We start from the raw sequence: 17757 nt of genomic DNA on the forward strand, positions 1-17757 counted from the left end.
TTGCTTGATATCAAAAACGAACGCCTCTCCTTCTTCACCCCCGCGGGCGAGGTGAAGGCACTGAACAACGTGTCCTTCTCCATGAAGCAGGGCGAGGTTCTGGGCATCGTGGGCGAGTCCGGCTCCGGTAAGTCCGTAACCGCCTACTCCCTGATGGGCCTGACCGCTTACCCCGGCAAGCTGATCGGCGGTGAGCTGCGTTTCAATGGCCACGAAGTGGAAAAGATGACCGAGAAGGAATTCCGCAAAATGCGCGGTGAAGAGATCTCCATCATCTTCCAGGACCCCATGACCAGCCTGAACCCGGTGTACACCATCGGCAACCAGATCGTGGAAATGGTGCGTCTGCACACCAATAAAGATAAGAAGGAAGCCTATGCCCGCGCCAAGGAGCTGCTGGAGCTGGTAGGCATCAACGAGCCCGAGCGCCGTCTGAAGCAGTACCCGCACGAGCTGTCCGGCGGTATGCGTCAGCGCGTGATGATCGCCATCGCCCTGGCCTGTGAGCCCAAGCTGCTCATCGCCGACGAGCCCACCACCGCGCTGGACGTGACCATCCAGGCCCAGATTCTGGAGCTGATGATGGAGCTGCGCAAAAAGCTGGGCATGAGCATCATCATGATCACCCACGACCTGGGCGTTGTGGCCAGCATGTGCGAGAAGATCGCTGTTATGTACGCCGGTAAAATCGTTGAGTACGGCACCACCGACGAGATCTTCTACAACCCCAAGCACGAATACACCAAGGGCCTGATCAACTCCATCCCCAAGCTGAACCAGAAGGAGAAGGAGCGTCTGGTGCCCATCGAAGGCAGCCCCGTGGACCTGCTGAATCCTCCTGCCGGCTGCCCCTTTGCGCCCCGCTGCAAGAGCTGCATGAAGATCTGCCTGCGTCAGATGCCCCCGCGCACTGACCTGAGCGATACCCATTACACCCAGTGCTGGCTGCTGCAGAAGGCCGAGTTTGAAGGCAAAGGAGGAAAAGCTGAATGAGCGAGCAGAAAAAACTGGTTGAGGTCCAGCACCTCCAGCAGTACTTCAACGCAGGCGGCTTCGGCAAGAACCGCCGCTACGTCCAGGCTGTGGACGACGTGAGCTTTTTCATCAACAAGGGCGAGACCCTGGGTCTGGTAGGTGAGTCCGGCTGCGGCAAGACCACCACCGGCCGTACCCTGCTGCGCCTGTACGAGCCCACCGACGGCCGTATCATCTACGACGGCAACGTGATCTACGATTCCGGCAAGCTGCCTGATTCCGAGAAGAAGATCGCGGTGGACATGCTGCCCTACCGCCGCAAGATGCAGATCGTGTTCCAGGACCCCTATGCTTCTCTGGACCCCCGTATGACCATCGGCGACATTGTGGGCGAGGCCATCGATATCCACAAGCTGGCCGCGAATGACAAGGATCGCCACGACCGCATCATCAGCATGCTGCAGCGCGTGGGTCTGAACTCTGAGCACGCCAACCGCTATCCTCACGAGTTCTCCGGCGGCCAGCGTCAGCGCGTGGGCATTGCCCGTGCCCTGGCGGTAAACCCCGAGTTCATCGTGTGTGACGAGCCTGTTTCCGCTCTGGATGTATCCATCCAGGCGCAGGTGGTCAACATGTTTGAGGACCTGCAGAGCGAGATGGGCCTGACCTATCTGTTCATTGCCCACGATCTGAGCATCGTGAAGCACATCTCCAACCGCATCGGCGTTATGTACCTGGGCAAGCTGGTGGAGCTGGCCGACAGCTATGAGCTGACCTTCCACAGCGTGCATCCCTACACCCGCAGCCTGATCTCTGCCATTCCCATCGCGGACCCCAAGGCCGCCCGGGAATCCAAGCGTATCGTTCTGGAGGGCGATGTGCCCAGCCCGCTGAATCCCCCTTCCGGCTGCCGCTTCCGCACCCGCTGCCCCTATGCAGACGAGCAGTGCGCCTGCGAGGTGCCCGAGTTCAAGGAGGTCTCCTCCGGCCACTGGGCTGCCTGCCACCACCTGGATCGGGTGAAATAAGTGCATTTGAAGAATCCCCACCGCATTTGCGGTGGGGATTCTTTTTTGTCTGCGCCCGAAAAAGTTACAAACAGTTTTGCGAAATCTAAAGATTTTTGTTCAAATGCGGGGAATCTGTCGTACAATTGCTGCAAAAAGATGTGATAGACCCATGAAAAATTCATGAAAAAAGACAAAATTCTTACAAAGGCAAAATTGTACTTGCACTTTTTTGGGCTAAAGTGCTACAATGTTAGCAAGCCAATCGCAGCGGACACAATTGTTCGCAGTGAAAAAACACTTCGCTCCGGTCCTTGTGGGGCCAGGGCGGAAAAGGGTAAAACCAAATTCAGGAGGAAAGCAACCATGAAAAAGATGTTAGCTCTCGTGCTGGCTGCCGTGATGGCCTTCAGCATGGCTGCCTGCGGCGGCGGCTCCGGCTCCACTGCAACCAGTGGCGCTACCAGTACCGACTCCACCGCGGCCAGCGGCTCTGCCACTGCCGCTACCGGCGTTACCGTTCAGATCGGCCCCAACCCCGAATCCATCGACCCGGCGCTGAACAGCGCCATCGACGGCGCCAACATTCTGATCACCGCCTTCGAGGGCCTGCTGATCGTGGACGAGAACAACCAGATTCAGCCCGGCCAGGCCGAGAGCTACGAGGTCAGCGAGGATGGCCTCACCTGGACCTTCCACCTGCGTGAAGGCCTGAAGTGGTCCGACGGCACCGATCTGGACGCCAACGACTTCGTTTATACTTACAAGCGCGTTGCTGATCCCAACACCGCTGCTCCCTACTCCGCCACTGCTGTGGGCATGATCGCCGGCTATGATGAAGCCATGAACGGTGATCCCGATGCCCTGCAGGTGGAAGCTCCCGACGCTCAGACCTTCGTGGTACACCTGAGCTACCCCTGCACCTACTTCGATAAGCTGGCTGCCTTCGCTACCCTGAGCCCCGTGCAGCAGGAAACCATCGAAGCCAACGGCGATGCCTGGGCCACCGCTCCCGAGACCTATGTCTCCAATGGCCCCTACTACATGACCGAGTGGACCGTTGGTCAGCAGATCGTGTTCAGCAAGAACCCCTACTACCAGGGCGGCTGGGATACCAGCAAGATCGTTTCTGAAACCATTACCTTCCTGCTGATGGAAGATTCCACCGCTGCTTACACTGCTTACACCACCGGCCAGGCCCAGCTGATCAAGGATGTTCCCACCGAGGAAATCCCCAGCCTGACCAAGGCCGAGGATGGCGGCGACTTCTATGTTGATCCCATCATGGGCACCTACTACCTGAGCATGAACGATCAGGTCGAGCCCTTCAACGATGTGAATGTACGTAAGGCTCTGAGCCTGGCCATCGACCGTGAGTACGTGGCCAACACCCTGATGCAGGGTACTTACTCTCCCGCCTACAAGCTGACCGGCCCTGGCATCACCGATGCGGACGGCAGCGTTTACATGGACAATTCCGATTACGACGTGATCCCCACCGATTACGAGGAAGCCAAGAAGCAGGCCCAGGAGGCTCTGGCTGAGGCCGGTTACCCCAATGGCGAAGGCTTCCCCACCATCACCTACTCCACCAACGATTCCGGCTACCACAAGGCTGTGGCGGAATACCTGCAGCAGTGCTACAAGGAAGTTCTGGGCATCAACCTGGAGGTTGAGGTCGTAGAATGGTCCTCCTTCACCCCGCTGCGCCGCGCTGGTGACTACCAGATGGCCCGTAACGGCTGGGTATTCGACTACAACGATCCCTCCAGCATGCTGGAGCTGTTCATGACCGGCAACGGCAACAACGACGGCAAGTACTCCAATCCCGAATACGATGCAATGATGGACAACACCAAGATCGCCGATAAGGACGAGCGCTTTGCCAACCTGCACGCCGCAGAAGAGATCGCCATGGAAGATTACGCCATGATCCCCCTGGCCTTCTACAACGACTTCTGGCTGCAGAGCTCTTCCCTGAAGGGCAGCTGGCACAGCCCCTACGGCTACTGGTACCTGCAGTACGCTTACGTTGAGTAAGACTGTATGAGCCTCGGCTCTTCCAGAGAGCAAAGTTTCTCTGTTCAACACACAGAAGAGAAGGACCCCGGAAATATCCGGGGTCTTTTTCTGTTGTTTGGCTTGATTGGCTCCTTTGTCCAAAAGGACAAAGGATTGTGGAAGATGCATAAATCAGAACGCGTTCCAAAACAAGAGAAATACAGTTTGACGAAGGAAAGAAACAAAAGGGTTACAAACCGCACATACCCATTGCACTTTTTTTGGGTAAAGTGCTACAATCCGAATAAACACCCAAGAAATTTGAATATTTATTCAAATCGATCAGGGGGAAACGGCCGCTGCCCGCATCTGGAATCTGCGGGAAAAGGGCGGCTTTGCAGCCGGGAACGTGGGCTTACCGCGGAGCACGCCGACCGGCCGCAGGAGAAACTTTGCAAACTGCTTGAGGAGGAACACCAACCATGGAAAAAGCTTTGTCTCTGGTGCTGGCTGCCGTGATGGCATTCAGCCTGGTGGCTTGCGGCGGCAGCAGCTCTTCCACTGCCAGCGCCGGCAGCACCGGCTCCGCTTCCGGAAGCGCCACCGCCAGCAATGTGACCGTACAGATCGGACCCAACCCCGAATCCATCGACCCGGCGCTGAACAGCACCATCGATGGCGGCAACATACTGATCACTGCCTTTGAGGGCCTGCTGATCGTGGACGAGAACAATCAGGTCCAGCCTGGCCAGGCCGAGAGCTGGGAGGTCAGCGAGGACGGTCTGACCTGGACCTTCCACCTGCGCGAGGGCCTGAAGTGGTCCGACGGCACCGATCTGGATGCCACCGACTTTGTGTATACTTATAAGCGCGTTGTCGATCCCGACACCGCTGCTCCCTACTCCCAGACCGCTGTGGGCATGATCGCCGGTTACGACGAGGCCATGGCTGGCAACCCGGATGCCCTGCAGGTGGAAGCCCCCGATACCAACACCTTCATCGTGCACCTGAGCTACCCCTGCACCTACTTCGATAAGCTGGCTGCTTTCGCCACCCTGAGCCCCGTGCAGCAGGAGACCATTGAGGCCAACGGCGATGCCTGGGCCACCGCTCCCGAGACCTATGTGTCCAATGGTCCCTACTACATGACCGAGTGGACCGTTGGTCAGCAGATCGTGTTCAGCAAGAACCCCTATTATAAGGGCGGCTGGGACAGCGATAAGATCGTTACCGACACCATCACCTTCCTGCTGATGGAGGACTCCACCGCTGCCTACACCGCTTACACCACCGGCCAGGCCCAGCTGATCAAGGATGTTCCCACCGAGGAGATCCCCAGCCTGACCAAGGCCGAGGATGGCGGCGAGTTCTATGTGGACCCGGTCATGGGCACCTACTACCTGACCATGAACGACTCCATCGAGCCCTTCAACGATGTGAATGTGCGTAAGGCTCTGAGCCTGGCCATCGACCGTGATTACATCGCCAACACCCTGATGCAGGGCACCTACTCCCCCGCTTATAAGCTGACCGGCCCCGGCATCACCGATGCGGACGGCAGCGCCTACATGGACAAGTCCAGCGGCGAGTGGATTCCCGAGGATTACGAGACTGCCAAGACCATGGCCCAGGAGGCTCTGGCTGAGGCCGGTTACCCGAATGGCGAGGGCTTCCCCACCATCACCTACTCCACCAACGATGCCGGTTACCACAAGGCTGTGGCCGAGTACCTGCAGCAGTGCTACAAGGAAGTTCTGGGCATCGACCTGCAGATTGAGATCGTGGAATGGTCTTCCTTCACCCCGATGCGCCGCGCCGGTGACTACGAGATGGCCCGTAACGGCTGGTCCTTCGACTACAATGATCCTTCCAGCATGCTGGAGCTGTTCATGACCGGCAACGCCAACAACGACGGCCAGTACTCCAACCCCGAGTTCGACGCCATGATGGAGAGCACCAAGATTGCCGACAAGGAGCAGCGTTTTGCCAACCTGCATGCCGCTGAGGAGATCGTGATGGAGGATTACTCCATGATCCCCGTGGCCTACTACAACGACTTCTGGCTGCAGAGCCCCGACCTGCAGGGCACCTGGCACAGCCCCTACGGCTACTGGTACCTGCAGTATGCCTACATCGGTGAGCCTGCTGAGGATACTGCTGCCGAGAGCGAGAGCGTAGCCACCAGCACCGCCGCTGAGAGCACCGCTTCCGAGGCCGCTTCTTCTGAGGCTGCCGAGAGCGTTGCCAGCGAGGCTGCTTCCTCCGAGGCTGCCGAGAGCACTGCCAGCGAAGCCGCTGCCAGTGATTCCGCCAGCGAGGCCTGAAAAACAGAAAGAAAGAAGAGCCCTGCATCTTGCAGGGCTCTTCTTTTATGTAGGGGCGCTGTTGGCAAAAAACAGTATGGCTCTTGTTCAAACAAACAATGAGTTGTGAAAAGTATATAAAAGAGGTGTGAAAAAAGAATCGATTGGTAGAGAACTTTTCCATAAAAGAAAACAAATTTTTTACAATTTTACAAGCGCCATTGAACTTTTTTGGGCTAAAGTGCTACAATGCGTTCAAGACACCTGCTGCGGACTGTTGTATGCAATGAACGGACAAGCGGCGGGGCCGGGGTTTGTATCTGGAACCTGCAAACCCGAAACGGCATGTGTGTTGGCCGGTCTGGTCCCTTCGGGGGGAGCAAAACCGGCACAGAGAAACTTTGCTTATCTGTAAGAGGAGGAACCGCAACATGAAAAAAGTGTTAGCACTGGTGCTGGCCGCTGCCATGGCGTTCAGCATGGTCGCTTGCGGCGGCAACAAGACTGCCACCAGCGGCGCCGCTGAAGGCACTGCCACCGGCAGCAGCAACATCACCGTTCAGCTGGGCCCCAACCCCGAGACTCTGGACCCCGCTCTGAACAGCGCCATCGATGGCGGCAACCTGATCCTGACCACCTTCGAGGGTCTGCTGATCATTGATGAGAACAACGAGGTTCAGCCCGGCCAGGCCGAGAGCTGGGAAGTGAGCGAGGACGGTCTGACCTGGACCTTCCATCTGCGTGAGGGCCTGAAGTGGTCCGACGGCACCGATCTGGATGCCAACGACTTCGTTTACACCTTCAAGCGTGTGGCCGATCCCGCTACCGCTGCTCCCTACTCCGCCACCGTGGTGGGTATGGTTGCCGGCTACGAGGAAGCCATGAACGGCAATCCGGACGCTCTGCAGGTGTCCGCTCCCGATGCCAACACCTTCGTGGTGACCCTGGCTCATCCCTGCACCTACTTCGATAAGATCGCTGCCTTCTCCACCCTGAGCCCTGTGCAGCAGGAGACCATCGAGGCCAACGGCGATTCCTGGGCTACTACTCCTGAGACCTACGTTTCCAACGGTCCCTACTACATGACCGATTGGACTGTGGGCCAGCAGATCGTGCTCACCAAGAACCCCTACTACAACGGCGGCTGGGATTCCAGCAAGATCGTTACCGACACCATCACCTTCCTGCTGATGGAGGACTCCACCGCTGCCTACACCGCGTTCCAGACCGGCCAGGCCTCTCTGGTTCGTGACGTGCCCACCGAGGAGATCCCCAGCCTGACCGGCACGCCTGAGTTCCATGTGGACCCCATCATGGGCACCTCCTACATGAGCATGAACCTGCAGAACGAGCTGTTCCAGGACGTGAACGTGCGTAAGGCTCTGAGCCTGGCTCTGGACCGCGATTACATCGCCAACACCGTGCAGCAGGGTACCTACCTGCCTGCTTACGAGCTGACCGGCCCCGGCATCACCGATGCTGACGGCACCACCTCCTACATGGACAACTCCGGCAAGAACTGGATCCCCACCGATTACGAGGAGTCCAAGAAGCAGGCTCAGGAGGCTCTGGCTGCTGCTGGCTACCCCAATGGCGAGGGCTTCCCCACCATCACCTACACCACCAACGATTCCGGCTACAACAAGGCTGTTGCTGAGTACATGCAGCAGTGCTACAAGGAAGTTCTGGGCATCAACCTGGAGATCGAGATCGTGGAATGGTCTTCCTTCACCCCGCTGCGCCGCTCCGGTGACTACGAGATGGCCCGCAACGGCTGGGTATTCGACTACAACGATCCCTCCAACATCCTGGAGCTGTTCATGACCGAGAACGGCAACAACGATGGTAAGTACTCCAACGCTAAGTACGACGAGCTGATGAACAACACCAACATCGCCGACGTGGAGCAGCGTTTTGCCAACCTGCACGCCGCCGAGGAGCTGCTGATGAGCGAGTACGCCATGATTCCCATCGCCCACAACAGCGACTTCTGGCTGCAGAGCACCGATCTGCAGGGCACCTGGCACAGCCCCTACGGCTACTGGTACCTGCAGTACGCCTACATCGGCGAGCCCTCTGAGGGCACCGTTGCCGAGAGCGAGAGCGTAGCCGACAGCACCGCCGCTGAGAGCACCGCTTCCGAGGCCGCTTCTTCTGAGGCTGCCGAGAGCGTTGCCAGCGAGGCTTCTTCCTCTGAGGCTGCTGAGAGCGCTGTGAGCGAGGCTGCTTCCTCCGAAGCTGCCGCCTGATTCGAGGCACAAAAACAAATGAAAAAGGACCTGCCCAATCGGGCAGGTCCTTTTTTTATATTGGCGCTGGGCGAAATTACTGGCCGTTCACCGGAATGGTCACTTCCCCGATGGTGATGCTCTCGATGGTATCCAGCGGGAGGATCTGATCAAACACGCCGCTGAGCTCGCAGCGGGTGGTGTCTCCCTCCGGCCGGGCGCCGCCGCCAAAGCCGGTCAGGTCGATGCGGCTGCCGTCGGTGAGGGTCAGATAAACCGACTGGGGGGTAAGTGCAGTGGAATTGTTTTCCGGCTGCAGAGCGGTGTCCACTGTGTAGTCGATCCGAAAAGACAAGGGCGAAATGGATATGCTGTTCAGCACCGCCGGTTCCCCGTTCACGGAAAAGCTCTGGCCGCCCGGCAGCTCCAGCGAGCTGTCCTCGAAGGCAAAAGCGAACCGAAGCTCCCAGTTGCCCTCGGCCAGTATCACCGCGTCCTCGCCGATCCCCTGTTTCAGGTCAGCCAGGTGTACGGTGGCGGTGCCGGGCTCCAGCGGGGCGTCGGCGGTGAGCAGCTGAACGAATTGCACTGCATTGTCGGCCGGGTCCTCGTCGAAGAACCAGGCGGTACCATGCATGCCGCCCATATGGCCCACATCCGTGTCCCATTCCCCGAAGCGAAGGGCCAGGGCGCCATCCCGGTTGGGGTCCGGGTCCGCTGTGATGGGCTGGCCGTCCTCCCGGTAGATGGAGTATACGATGGCGTAGCTGTAGGTATCGCCGATGATGGCATCGGCCTGCACGGTGACCCCGTCCACAGTGGCGCTGGCATCCAGAGGGTATCCGATCCGGTCGATGATCTCGGTCTGGGCGGGCGCGGTACCAAACACCGCGCCGAAGGCCTGGGCAACGGGCTTCAGCACACCGCTGGCTGCGGCTCCCAGACAGAGAGCGCCGGAGAGAACGGCCGCCGCTCCCAGCGCACAGACCCGCCGCAGCGGGATGGCGTGCCCTCTGGGGGGGCGGGTGGATTGGGTCATCAGGCGGTCGATCATTTCCTGTTTTTGCTGCGGGGAAAACTGCAGCTCGTTCATGGATTCCCGATAAGTCTTCATGCCAGTTCCTCCTGTTCCAGCAGGGTGCGCAGCCGAGCCCGGCCCCGGTTCAGCCGGGTGGAGATGGTGGCCGGGTTTTCGCCCAGCAGCCGGGCGATCTCCTTGGCGGCATAGCCCTCGTAATAATACAGATAAATCACTGCCCGATATTTGGGCGGCAGCAGCTGCACGGCAGCCAGCAGGCTTCCCTCCTCCACCGACGGTGCGGGCACCGGCGCGGCCTCATCCATGGTCACGGTGGTGCGCCGCCAGTGGCTCTTCAAAAGGTCCTTGCAGGCGTTGGCGGTGGTGCGGATGATCCAGGCCTTTTCGTGCTCCGGGCTGTCAAAGCGCCGGGGATTGGTGAGCAGCTTGAGAAAAACGGTCTGGCAGATGTCCTGGGCATCGGCGGTGCTTTTCAGATAGGTGTAGCTCAGCCGCAGAATCAGGTCGGAATAGGTGTTTACCAGCCGCTCTGCCTGGCGGCGGTCTATAGGAGTATTCGTATCGCTCACTTCCTTTGCTGTGGTGTGAAAAAGCTCTTTCACCGGGAATACGACTGAGGGGGCGGTTATCTTTCAGCCGGGCAAAAAAATTCCCGCTGCCTTCGCAGCGGGAATGGAAAAGAAAGCGAATCAGTCGGGAATGCTGTCCAGCACAGCCTGTGCGATGGCGCCACCCTCGGCCCAGAGGCCTTCCAGGGTAGCGCAGCTTTCGTACTCTGCCGGGTTGCTCACGAAGCCCAGCTCCAGCAGCACCGCGGGGCAGATGTTGGAGCGGGTCACATAGAACGCGGAGTATTTGGGCCCCCGGTCATTGCGGCTGGTGGTCAGGCTCACGTTGGCCGAAAGGGCGGTGGCCAGGGACTTGCCCTCGGTGTAGAACCAGTAGGCTTCGGTGCCGCCCACCTGATTCAGATCGGCGTTCATGGCGGCGCTGTTGTGGTGGATGGCAATGAAGAAGTCCGGCTTCTGGCTGTTGAGCATCTCCATCCGCTCAGCCAGGGTGTAGAATACATCGGTATCCCGGGTCATGGTCACGGTTGCCCCCAGCTGCTCCAGCCGGTATTTGGCCGCCAGTGCGGCGGAAAGGTTCAGCTCGCTCTCCTGGGGGAAATCCTCCACCGGGGAGCCGGGTGCGCCCATGTCATCCCCGCCGTGGCCCGGGTCCAGCAGAACGGTCACGCCCGCCAGCGGAAGGGCCGGGTCACTGCTGCGCGCAGGCTGATGCTTCAGGGCGATGCGGGTGCCGCCCTCCGTAGTGTAATCCACAAAATATCCCCACAGCGGGTCGCTGTCCTGGAAGATGATATGCAGGGCAAAGCCGTTTTCCTCCGGCTCCACAGTCACGCTGGCTCCGTCAAAGCCGATGTCCTGGGGAGCCTGGCCGGAGAAGGAGGCAGAATAAAAATGCAGGGTGAACTCGTTGCCCTCCCAGGTGTGGCTGTAATAGGGGGTGCCGCTGCCCGCGAAGGTCAGGGATTCGATGCCGTTCTCCTCGCCGGCGGAAAGCCCGGTGAAGGTGGCCTGAGCGGTCCCCTCCTCCAAAAGCTCACAGTCCGAGGCCTTTATGTAGTTGCCGTCCGGCAGCTGGTAGGCGTAGGTGCGCTTGGTTCCGCTCACAAAGGAGACGCTGTCCACGACTTCTGCCACGGCGCCCTCGTAGGCGGTCATGGCAATGGCGCTGGTGTTCTGATAATCGGAAAGGGCGCTGGCCAGGGTGGAGGTCACCCGCAGCAGCTGGCCCGGCTGGGCTGCCACCGATCCGTCGGAAACAATCTGGCTGCTGCCGGAGCCGCCGGACCCGGTGCTGGGCGCGGGCTTGGTCAGGGTGATGGAGGCGGTAGCCTCACCCTGCTGGGCGGTGAACACATTGTCGCCCTCGGCCAGGCTTACCTCCAGCCCCCACATGCCGTAGGAGCCGTAGCGCTGTACCTCCTGGCCGTTCACGGTCAGGGGCTGGCTGGGATCGGAGGTGCCCATCAGAAAGATGGTGTCGGTATAGACCTTGCTGGCTGGGTCCGGGGAGACGATGGCCAGAGTCTGGCTGAATTGCTGCTGGGCGATGTCGGGCAGACCGTCGCCGGAAAGATACTGCAGGGTCACAGCTGCGCTTTCCTTTCCGTTCACCAGTCCGGCAAGACTGCCCAGCACCACGCCGGTACCCGGCTGCAGCTGGCACACAGCGGCGGCCAGCGCCGGACTTTCCTGGGCCAGGACAAGCTCCGGCTGGTCCGCGGCAGTGTAGCGGGCATCGACGCCCTCGCCGCTCAGGGTGTATAAGGTCAGGCCATAGCGGTCGGCGGCCTCGGTCATCCAGTCCTTCAGGGAGACTCCCTCCGGCTGGTAGAGAGCCACCAGCATATTGCGTTTGGCGGCCTGCTGCATCAGAATCCGGATGGGGTCAAAGGAGGAGAAGAGCCCGTCGGATTCGCTCACCATGGGCGCGGCTTCGGCGGTCTCCAGCTTTCGGGCCAGCACTCCGCCGCCGGGCACGGACCCGGCTACCAGCACGGTGTTGGCACCCTGAGCGGTGGCCTCGTCCAGCGTGCTGGTCAGAAAGGCCTCCTGCTCTTCGCGGGTATGGCTTTCGTCAAAATATCCGGCCCAGGCATCGTCCAGCAGCACCGCCCGGATCTGCTCCGGGGCCGTCATGTGGGGCATGGACAGGCCGGAAACACCCCGGATCAGCAGAACAATGGCGAAAATCAGCGCCGCCAGCGCGGCGATGGCCAGCAGGATCATCCCCAATGCAAAGGGACGCTTGGTTTTTACGGGCATAGGATGGGTCCCCCTCTCTTGGCTGCCCCGCCTGGCGGGGCTTTGCCCTCATTATAACACGTTTGCAGGGGACTGCACAGGAAAAGCATCTGCCAATTTTTGCGCAGGGGCTTGCGGGGATGTGATATACTGAAAGGGTATAACAACAAGAAGTGTGAGGATGGATTCCATGAGCATGCAAGTACCCAAAAACGGATTTACCCACGGCGGTAAGTTTCACGCCGACGATGTGTTCAGCACCGCGCTGCTGCGCATCCTGCGGCCGGACTTCACCGTGACCCGTGGTTTTTCGGTGCCGGAGAATTTTGACGGCATCGTGTACGACATCGGCAACGGTCCCTTCGACCATCACGCGGCGGACCGGGCTGAGCGCCCCAACGGGATTCCCTATGCGGCCTTCGGTTTGCTGTGGAAGGAGTTCGGCGCCCAGCTGGTGGGGGAAAATCAGGCCCGCCTGCTGGATGAGAATTTTGTGCAGCCGCTGGATCTGAACGACAACACCGGCGAAAGCTGCCTGCTGGCGGATGCCATCGGCGGCTTCAATCCCCTGTGGGACCAGCCCCAGGACCCGGATGCCTGCTTTGCCCGGGCGGTGGATTTTGCCCAGGTGATTCTGGAGAACAACATCGAGGCGGCTAGAGCGGTGAACCGGGCGGATGCACTGGTGCAGAAGGCCTATGAGGAAAGCCGGGACGGCATTGTGATCCTGCCCTGCTATGCTCCCTGGAAGAACGCCCTCTACCGCAGCGATGCGCTGTTTGTGGTGTACCCCAGCCAGCGGGGCGGCTGGTCGGCTCAGTGCGTGAACGACCGGCTCACCAAGCGGCCCAAGAAGCCCTTCCCCATGGGCTGGGCGGGCCAGCCGGAGGAGCATCTGCGCAAGTCCTCAGGCATTGCCAGCCTGCGTTTTTGCCACGCCAGCCGGTTTCTGATCACCGCGGAAACCAAAGAGGATGCCATCGCTGCCTGCTATTTTGTGCTGAGAGGCGGCAAAAAGTAATATTACAAAGCAAAGGGATGAAACAGCCATGGAAGAACGAACTGTAGCGGCTTCCGCTTATGTTTACATGATGCGCTGCGCCAACGGTGCGCTGTACACCGGCTGGACCAACGACCTGCTGCGCCGGTTGCGGACTCATGCGGGCGGCAAGGGTGCGAAATATACCCGAGGTTTTGGCGGCGAAACACTGGCCTATGCGGAGCTGCTGGAGAGCAAAAGCGCCGCGCTGCGCCGGGAGGCGGCGCTGAAAAAGTGCACAAAAGAGGAAAAAGAGGCGCTGGCTGCCGGGTTCGACCCGGCTCGCTTCGTGCTGCTGCGCCCCGCACGCCCGGCAGATGCTGAGGCCGTGCTGGGTATCTACAGCCATTATGTACTGAATTCCACCGCGTCCTTTCTGTATCAGCCGCCCAAGCTGGAGAATTACCGCAAGGAGATGCGTGGTCTGTGCCGGAAGCTGCCCTTCTTTCTGGCGGAGAACGCCCTGGGCCAGCCCCTGGGCTATGCCTGCGCCCATCCCTGGCGCTATGGCACCGGCGCCTATGCCTGGGATACTGAGACTACCATCTATCTGGCCCCCGAGGCCCGGCGGCTGGGTGTGGGCAGCATGCTGTATCATGCGCTGCTGGCAGCGCTGTGCCGCCTGGGCTACTGGAATGCCTATGCGGTGCTGGCGGACCCGAATCCGGCCAGCGAGGCCTTTCATGAGCGGTTCGGCTTTGTGTGTGAGGGGCGGCAGGCCCGCTGCGGTCTGAAAAACGGCTGGCAGGGCGTGAGCTACTGGCTCATGGACCTGGCCCCCGGCCGCACCGGCCCGCCCGAAGCGGAGCCCCGTGCGCCGCTGCCCGGGGAGCTGGCGGCTCTGGCTGCCGGGGCCCGGAGAGGGGCTGACTGGCGGGAAATGGCCGGGCTGGTACAGCCTGAGGAAGATAAGGAGCAATGAATTGGATGGAACGGCAGATCACGCCGGGGCGTTACCGGCATTTTAAAGGCAACTTTTATCAGGTGTTGGGCGTTGCCCGCCACAGTGAAACCGACGAGCGGCTGGTGGTATATCGGCCGCTGTACGGGGAGGGTGGCCTGTGGGTGCGCCCCTATGAAATGTTTGCAGGTCCGGTGGACCGGGAAAAATACCCGGATGCGGACCAGACCTGGCGCTTTGAGCGGGTCGGAGACTGAGCTCTGCCCGAAAGAAAAAAGCGCAAAAGCCAAAATGGCTTTTGCGCTTTTTGTCAAACCGATTCCTTCAGGATGCGACCGTCCGTGCTGATCACGGCCACCTTCACGTCCAGCGGCTTGCCGCTGGCGGCCACTGCCCGCTGCACGGCGTATTCCATTCCACCACAGCAGGGTACCTCCATGCGCACCACGGTCAGGCTGCGCACGTTGTTGGCGGCCAGAATGGCCCCCAGCTTTTCGGAGTAGTCCACCATGTCCAGCTTTGGGCAGCCGATCAGGGTCACCCGGCCGGCCATGAACCGGCTGTGCAGTCCCGCATAGGCATAGGCGGTGCAGTCGGCGGCGATGAGCAGGTCCGCGCCCTCAAAATAGGGGGCGTTCACCGGGGCCAGCTTGATCTGAACCGGCCACTGACGCAGGCAACTGGAGGGCTCCTGGCCGGGCACAGCGGCGGCGGGCTGGGTGTTCAGGACCCGGCTGCGGCTACCGGGGCAGCCGGTGTGAGCAGGTGCGCCCTGTTTGGCCTTGTTGGCCAGCACGGCGGCCTCGTCGTAGGCAGCGGCTTCCCGCTCCTCAAAAGAGATGGCGCCGGTGGGGCAGGCGGGCAGACAGTCACCCAGGCCGTCGCAGTAGTCATCCCGCAGCAGGCGGGCCTTGCCGTTTACCATGCCGATGGCCCCTTCGTGACAGGCAGCAGCGCAGGCACCGCAGCCGTTGCAGGCGGCTTCGTCGATTTTAATGATTCTGCGGATCATAGCAGTGTATCCTCCTTGTATGCCCCGGCGGGGCGGTTTCTCAAACAGCTTCTGGATTCAGTATACCATAGGGATATATGAGGATATGTTTGAAAACCAACAAAACGAAAAAAATAAGATATCCTATTGACTAGATAGGGAATATGGTGTATGATACCCCTATCCTCATTTTACAGAAAGGCGGCGTATGCAATGAAGCAGTTGTGCGTTTGCATGGCGGCCGGGGGCCTGGTGCGATGTTGACCGGGCAGGGTGAAAGCACCCATCCCCGGATGCAGAAAAATACATCACACAACAGATAAAGGAGAATGAACCATGTCCAAGATTTATACCGCGGCAGACCAGCTGATCGGCCGCACTCCCCTGCTCCGCCTCACCCGCCTGGAACAGCAGCTGGGCCTGAATGCTGTGCTGCTGGCAAAGCTGGAATCCTTTAACCCTGCCGGTTCGGTGAAGGACCGGGTGGCCAAGGCCATGCTGGACGATGCCGAGGCCAAGGGGCTGATCGGCCCGGGCGGCACCATCATCGAGCCCACCAGCGGCAACACCGGCATCGGAATTGCATCGGTGGCGGCGGCCCGGGGCTACCGGGTGATCATCGTCATGCCGGACACCATGTCCGTGGAACGGCGGCAGCTGATGATGGCCTACGGGGCCGAGCTGGTGCTCACCCCCGGCGCGAAGGGCATGACCGGCGCCATTGAAAAGGCAAAGGAGCTGGCCAGCCAGACTCCCGGCAGCTTTATTCCCGGCCAGTTTGAGAACCCGGCCAACCCGGACGCGCACTACCGCACCACCGGCCCCGAAATCTGGCAGGATACCGACGGCCAGATCGACCTGTTCGTGGCAGGCGTGGGCACCGGCGGTACCATCACCGGTGTGAGCCGCTATCTGAAGGAGCAGAACCCGGCCATCCATGTGGCCGCGGTGGAGCCTGCGGACTCGCCGGTGCTGTCCGGCGGGAAGGCCGGCCCTCACAAGATTCAGGGCATTGGCGCGGGCTTTGTGCCTGCCGCGCTGAACCAGCAGGCCTACGACGAGGTGCTCACCGTGACCACCGAGCAGGCCTTTGAGGCCAGCCGTGCGCTGGGACGGGCCGAAGGCGTGCTGGCAGGCATTTCCTCCGGCGCGGCGCTGGCGGGTGCCATCCGTCTGGCCCGGCTGCCGGAGAACGCAGGCAAGACCATCGTGACCCTCCTGCCGGACACCGGCGACCGGTATCTGTCCACCGGATTGTTCGCGGCGCAGGAATAAGCATACGAATTTTTCCACAACAAAAAGGGGAGAGCGTTGAAAACGCTCTCCCCTTTTTGGTCCAAATGGCCCGCCACACACAAACGGCCAGGAGGTCTTTTGACGGGCCCTAGGGCAAAAGAGAGAAAATGGGAAGGATAAGCTTACAGCAAGTGTACCGCGACCACCAGACCGGCGAACACGATGGAAACCATGCTGGTGAGCTTGATCAGAATGTTGATGGAGGGGCCGCTGGTGTCCTTGAAGGGATCGCCCACGGTGTCGCCCACCACGGCGGCCTTGTGGCAGTCGCTGCCCTTGCCGCCATGGGCGCCGCTCTCGATGTACTTCTTTGCGTTGTCCCACGCGCCGCCGGAGTTGGCCATCATTACGGCCAGCACAAAGCCGGTAACGGTGGTGCCCGCCAGCAGACCGGCCACGCCTTCCACGCCCAGGATCAGGCCCACCACAACGGGCACGATCACCGCGATCAGGGCGGGGGCCAGCATCAGCTTCTGGGCACTGCGGGTGCACATATCCACGCAGGAGGCATAGTCCGGTTCGGCCTTGCCTTCCATCAGACCCTTGATCTCCTTGAACTGGCGGCGGACCTCCACCACGATGCTCTGGGCTGCCTTGCCCACCGCGTCCATGGTCAGGGCCGCGAACAGGAAGGGCAGCATGCCACCGATGAACAGGCCGATCAGGGTGGTAGGATTGGTGATGGACAGATCCAGCACAATGTCCGGATCGATCTGGTGGACCTTGTCAATGTAAGAGGCGATCAGGGCCAGGGCGGTCAGCGCCGCGGAGCCGATGGCAAAGCCTTTGCCGGTGGCGGCGGTGGTGTTGCCCAGGCTGTCCAGCGCGTCGGTGCGCTGGCGCACCTGTGCGGGCATGTGGGTCATCTCGGCAATGCCGCCTGCGTTGTCCGCAATGGGGCCGTAGGCGTCGGTGGCCAGGGTGATGCCCAGGGTGCTCAGCATGCCCACGGCGGAAACACCCACGCCGTACAGGCCCATGTTGAAGTCCTCCGCACCGCCGCTGCAGAAGTAGCTCAGCAGCACCGAAATGCCCACGATCACAACGGGGGCCACGGTGGAGAGCATGCCCAGCGACAGGCCGCTGATGATAACGGTTGCACTGCCGGTTTCACTGGAGGCCGACAGTTTTCTGGTAGGCGAGTAGCTGTCCGAGGTGTAGTAC

14 protein-coding genes are annotated in these 17757 nt (G+C 60.6%); 9 read left to right on the plus strand and 5 right to left on the minus strand.

Annotated elements, in window-relative coordinates; translation table 11 throughout:
- The 5 genes from J7G73_RS07145 to J7G73_RS07165 form a co-directional block, all read left to right on the plus strand.
- Positions 1-993, plus strand: a 993-nt coding sequence (locus J7G73_RS07145) for an ABC transporter ATP-binding protein (RefSeq protein ID WP_291245749.1), incomplete at its 5' end; no start/stop codon positions are given.
- A complete protein-coding gene (locus J7G73_RS07150; RefSeq protein ID WP_087294935.1) occupies positions 990-2003 on the plus strand; it encodes an ABC transporter ATP-binding protein in 1014 nt (337 codons plus the stop codon). The genes J7G73_RS07145 and J7G73_RS07150, both read left to right, overlap by 4 nt.
- 345 nt (positions 2004-2348) lie before the next feature.
- Positions 2349-4022 (plus strand): ABC transporter substrate-binding protein, encoded by a 1674-nt coding sequence (locus J7G73_RS07155; RefSeq protein WP_291245750.1) that lies wholly within the window; start codon positions 2349-2351, stop codon positions 4020-4022.
- A gap of 443 nt (positions 4023-4465) precedes the next feature.
- Positions 4466-6307, plus strand: a complete 1842-nt coding sequence (locus J7G73_RS07160) for a peptide ABC transporter substrate-binding protein (RefSeq protein ID WP_291245751.1) — start codon at positions 4466-4468, stop codon at positions 6305-6307.
- Positions 6308-6717: 410 nt separating this feature from the next.
- Positions 6718-8535 (plus strand): peptide ABC transporter substrate-binding protein, encoded by a 1818-nt coding sequence (locus J7G73_RS07165; protein ID WP_291245752.1) that lies wholly within the window; start codon positions 6718-6720, stop codon positions 8533-8535.
- Positions 8536-8611: 76 nt separating this feature from the next.
- Here the strand turns inward: J7G73_RS07165 and J7G73_RS07170 are convergent, their stop codons facing one another.
- The 3 genes from J7G73_RS07170 to J7G73_RS07180 all read right to left on the minus strand — a co-directional run bounded on the left by J7G73_RS07170 (position 8612) and on the right by J7G73_RS07180 (position 12387).
- On the minus strand, positions 8612-9628 hold the full coding sequence (locus J7G73_RS07170) for a DUF4179 domain-containing protein (protein ID WP_291245753.1): 1017 nt from the start codon (positions 9626-9628) through the stop codon (positions 8612-8614).
- A complete protein-coding gene (locus J7G73_RS07175) occupies positions 9625-10122 on the minus strand; it encodes a sigma-70 family RNA polymerase sigma factor (RefSeq protein WP_291245754.1) in 498 nt (165 codons plus the stop codon). Before J7G73_RS07175 ends, J7G73_RS07170 begins: the two co-directional genes overlap by 4 nt.
- A gap of 120 nt (positions 10123-10242) precedes the next feature.
- Positions 10243-12387 (minus strand): N-acetylmuramoyl-L-alanine amidase, encoded by a 2145-nt coding sequence (locus J7G73_RS07180; RefSeq protein WP_291245755.1) that lies wholly within the window; start codon positions 12385-12387, stop codon positions 10243-10245.
- 175 nt (positions 12388-12562) lie between these two features.
- Between J7G73_RS07180 and J7G73_RS07185 the strand changes: the two genes are divergently transcribed.
- From J7G73_RS07185 to J7G73_RS07200, 3 genes are read left to right on the plus strand one after another with little or no spacing between them, the layout of a single operon-like run.
- On the plus strand, positions 12563-13387 hold the full coding sequence (locus J7G73_RS07185) for an MYG1 family protein (RefSeq protein WP_291245760.1): 825 nt from the start codon (positions 12563-12565) through the stop codon (positions 13385-13387).
- A 28-nt stretch (positions 13388-13415) separates the two neighbouring features.
- Positions 13416-14327: a GNAT family N-acetyltransferase gene (locus J7G73_RS07195; protein ID WP_367113962.1), complete on the plus strand. Its 912-nt coding sequence runs from the start codon at positions 13416-13418 to the stop codon at positions 14325-14327.
- Complete coding sequence (locus tag J7G73_RS07200) at positions 14324-14563, plus strand: DUF1653 domain-containing protein (protein WP_291245756.1); 240 nt, start codon at positions 14324-14326, stop codon at positions 14561-14563. The genes J7G73_RS07195 and J7G73_RS07200 overlap by 4 nt, the downstream gene beginning before the upstream one ends.
- A gap of 53 nt (positions 14564-14616) precedes the next feature.
- On the opposite strand, the gene J7G73_RS07205 is transcribed toward J7G73_RS07200, so the two are convergent.
- Positions 14617-15318, minus strand: a complete 702-nt coding sequence (locus J7G73_RS07205) for an ATP-binding protein (protein WP_291245757.1) — start codon at positions 15316-15318, stop codon at positions 14617-14619.
- Positions 15319-15633: 315 nt separating this feature from the next.
- Between J7G73_RS07205 and cysK the strand changes: the two genes are divergently transcribed.
- A complete protein-coding gene (cysK, locus tag J7G73_RS07210) occupies positions 15634-16572 on the plus strand; it encodes a cysteine synthase A (RefSeq protein WP_291245758.1) in 939 nt (312 codons plus the stop codon).
- A 143-nt stretch (positions 16573-16715) separates the two neighbouring features.
- Here the strand turns inward: cysK and J7G73_RS07215 are convergent.
- A partial coding sequence (locus tag J7G73_RS07215) for a sodium/proton-translocating pyrophosphatase (RefSeq protein ID WP_291245759.1) occupies positions 16716-17757 on the minus strand: 1042 nt, incomplete at its 5' end.

Origin of the sequence: Allofournierella sp. (assembly GCF_017889395.1) — a bacterium.
Classification (GTDB): Bacteria; Bacillota; Clostridia; order Oscillospirales; family Ruminococcaceae; genus Allofournierella.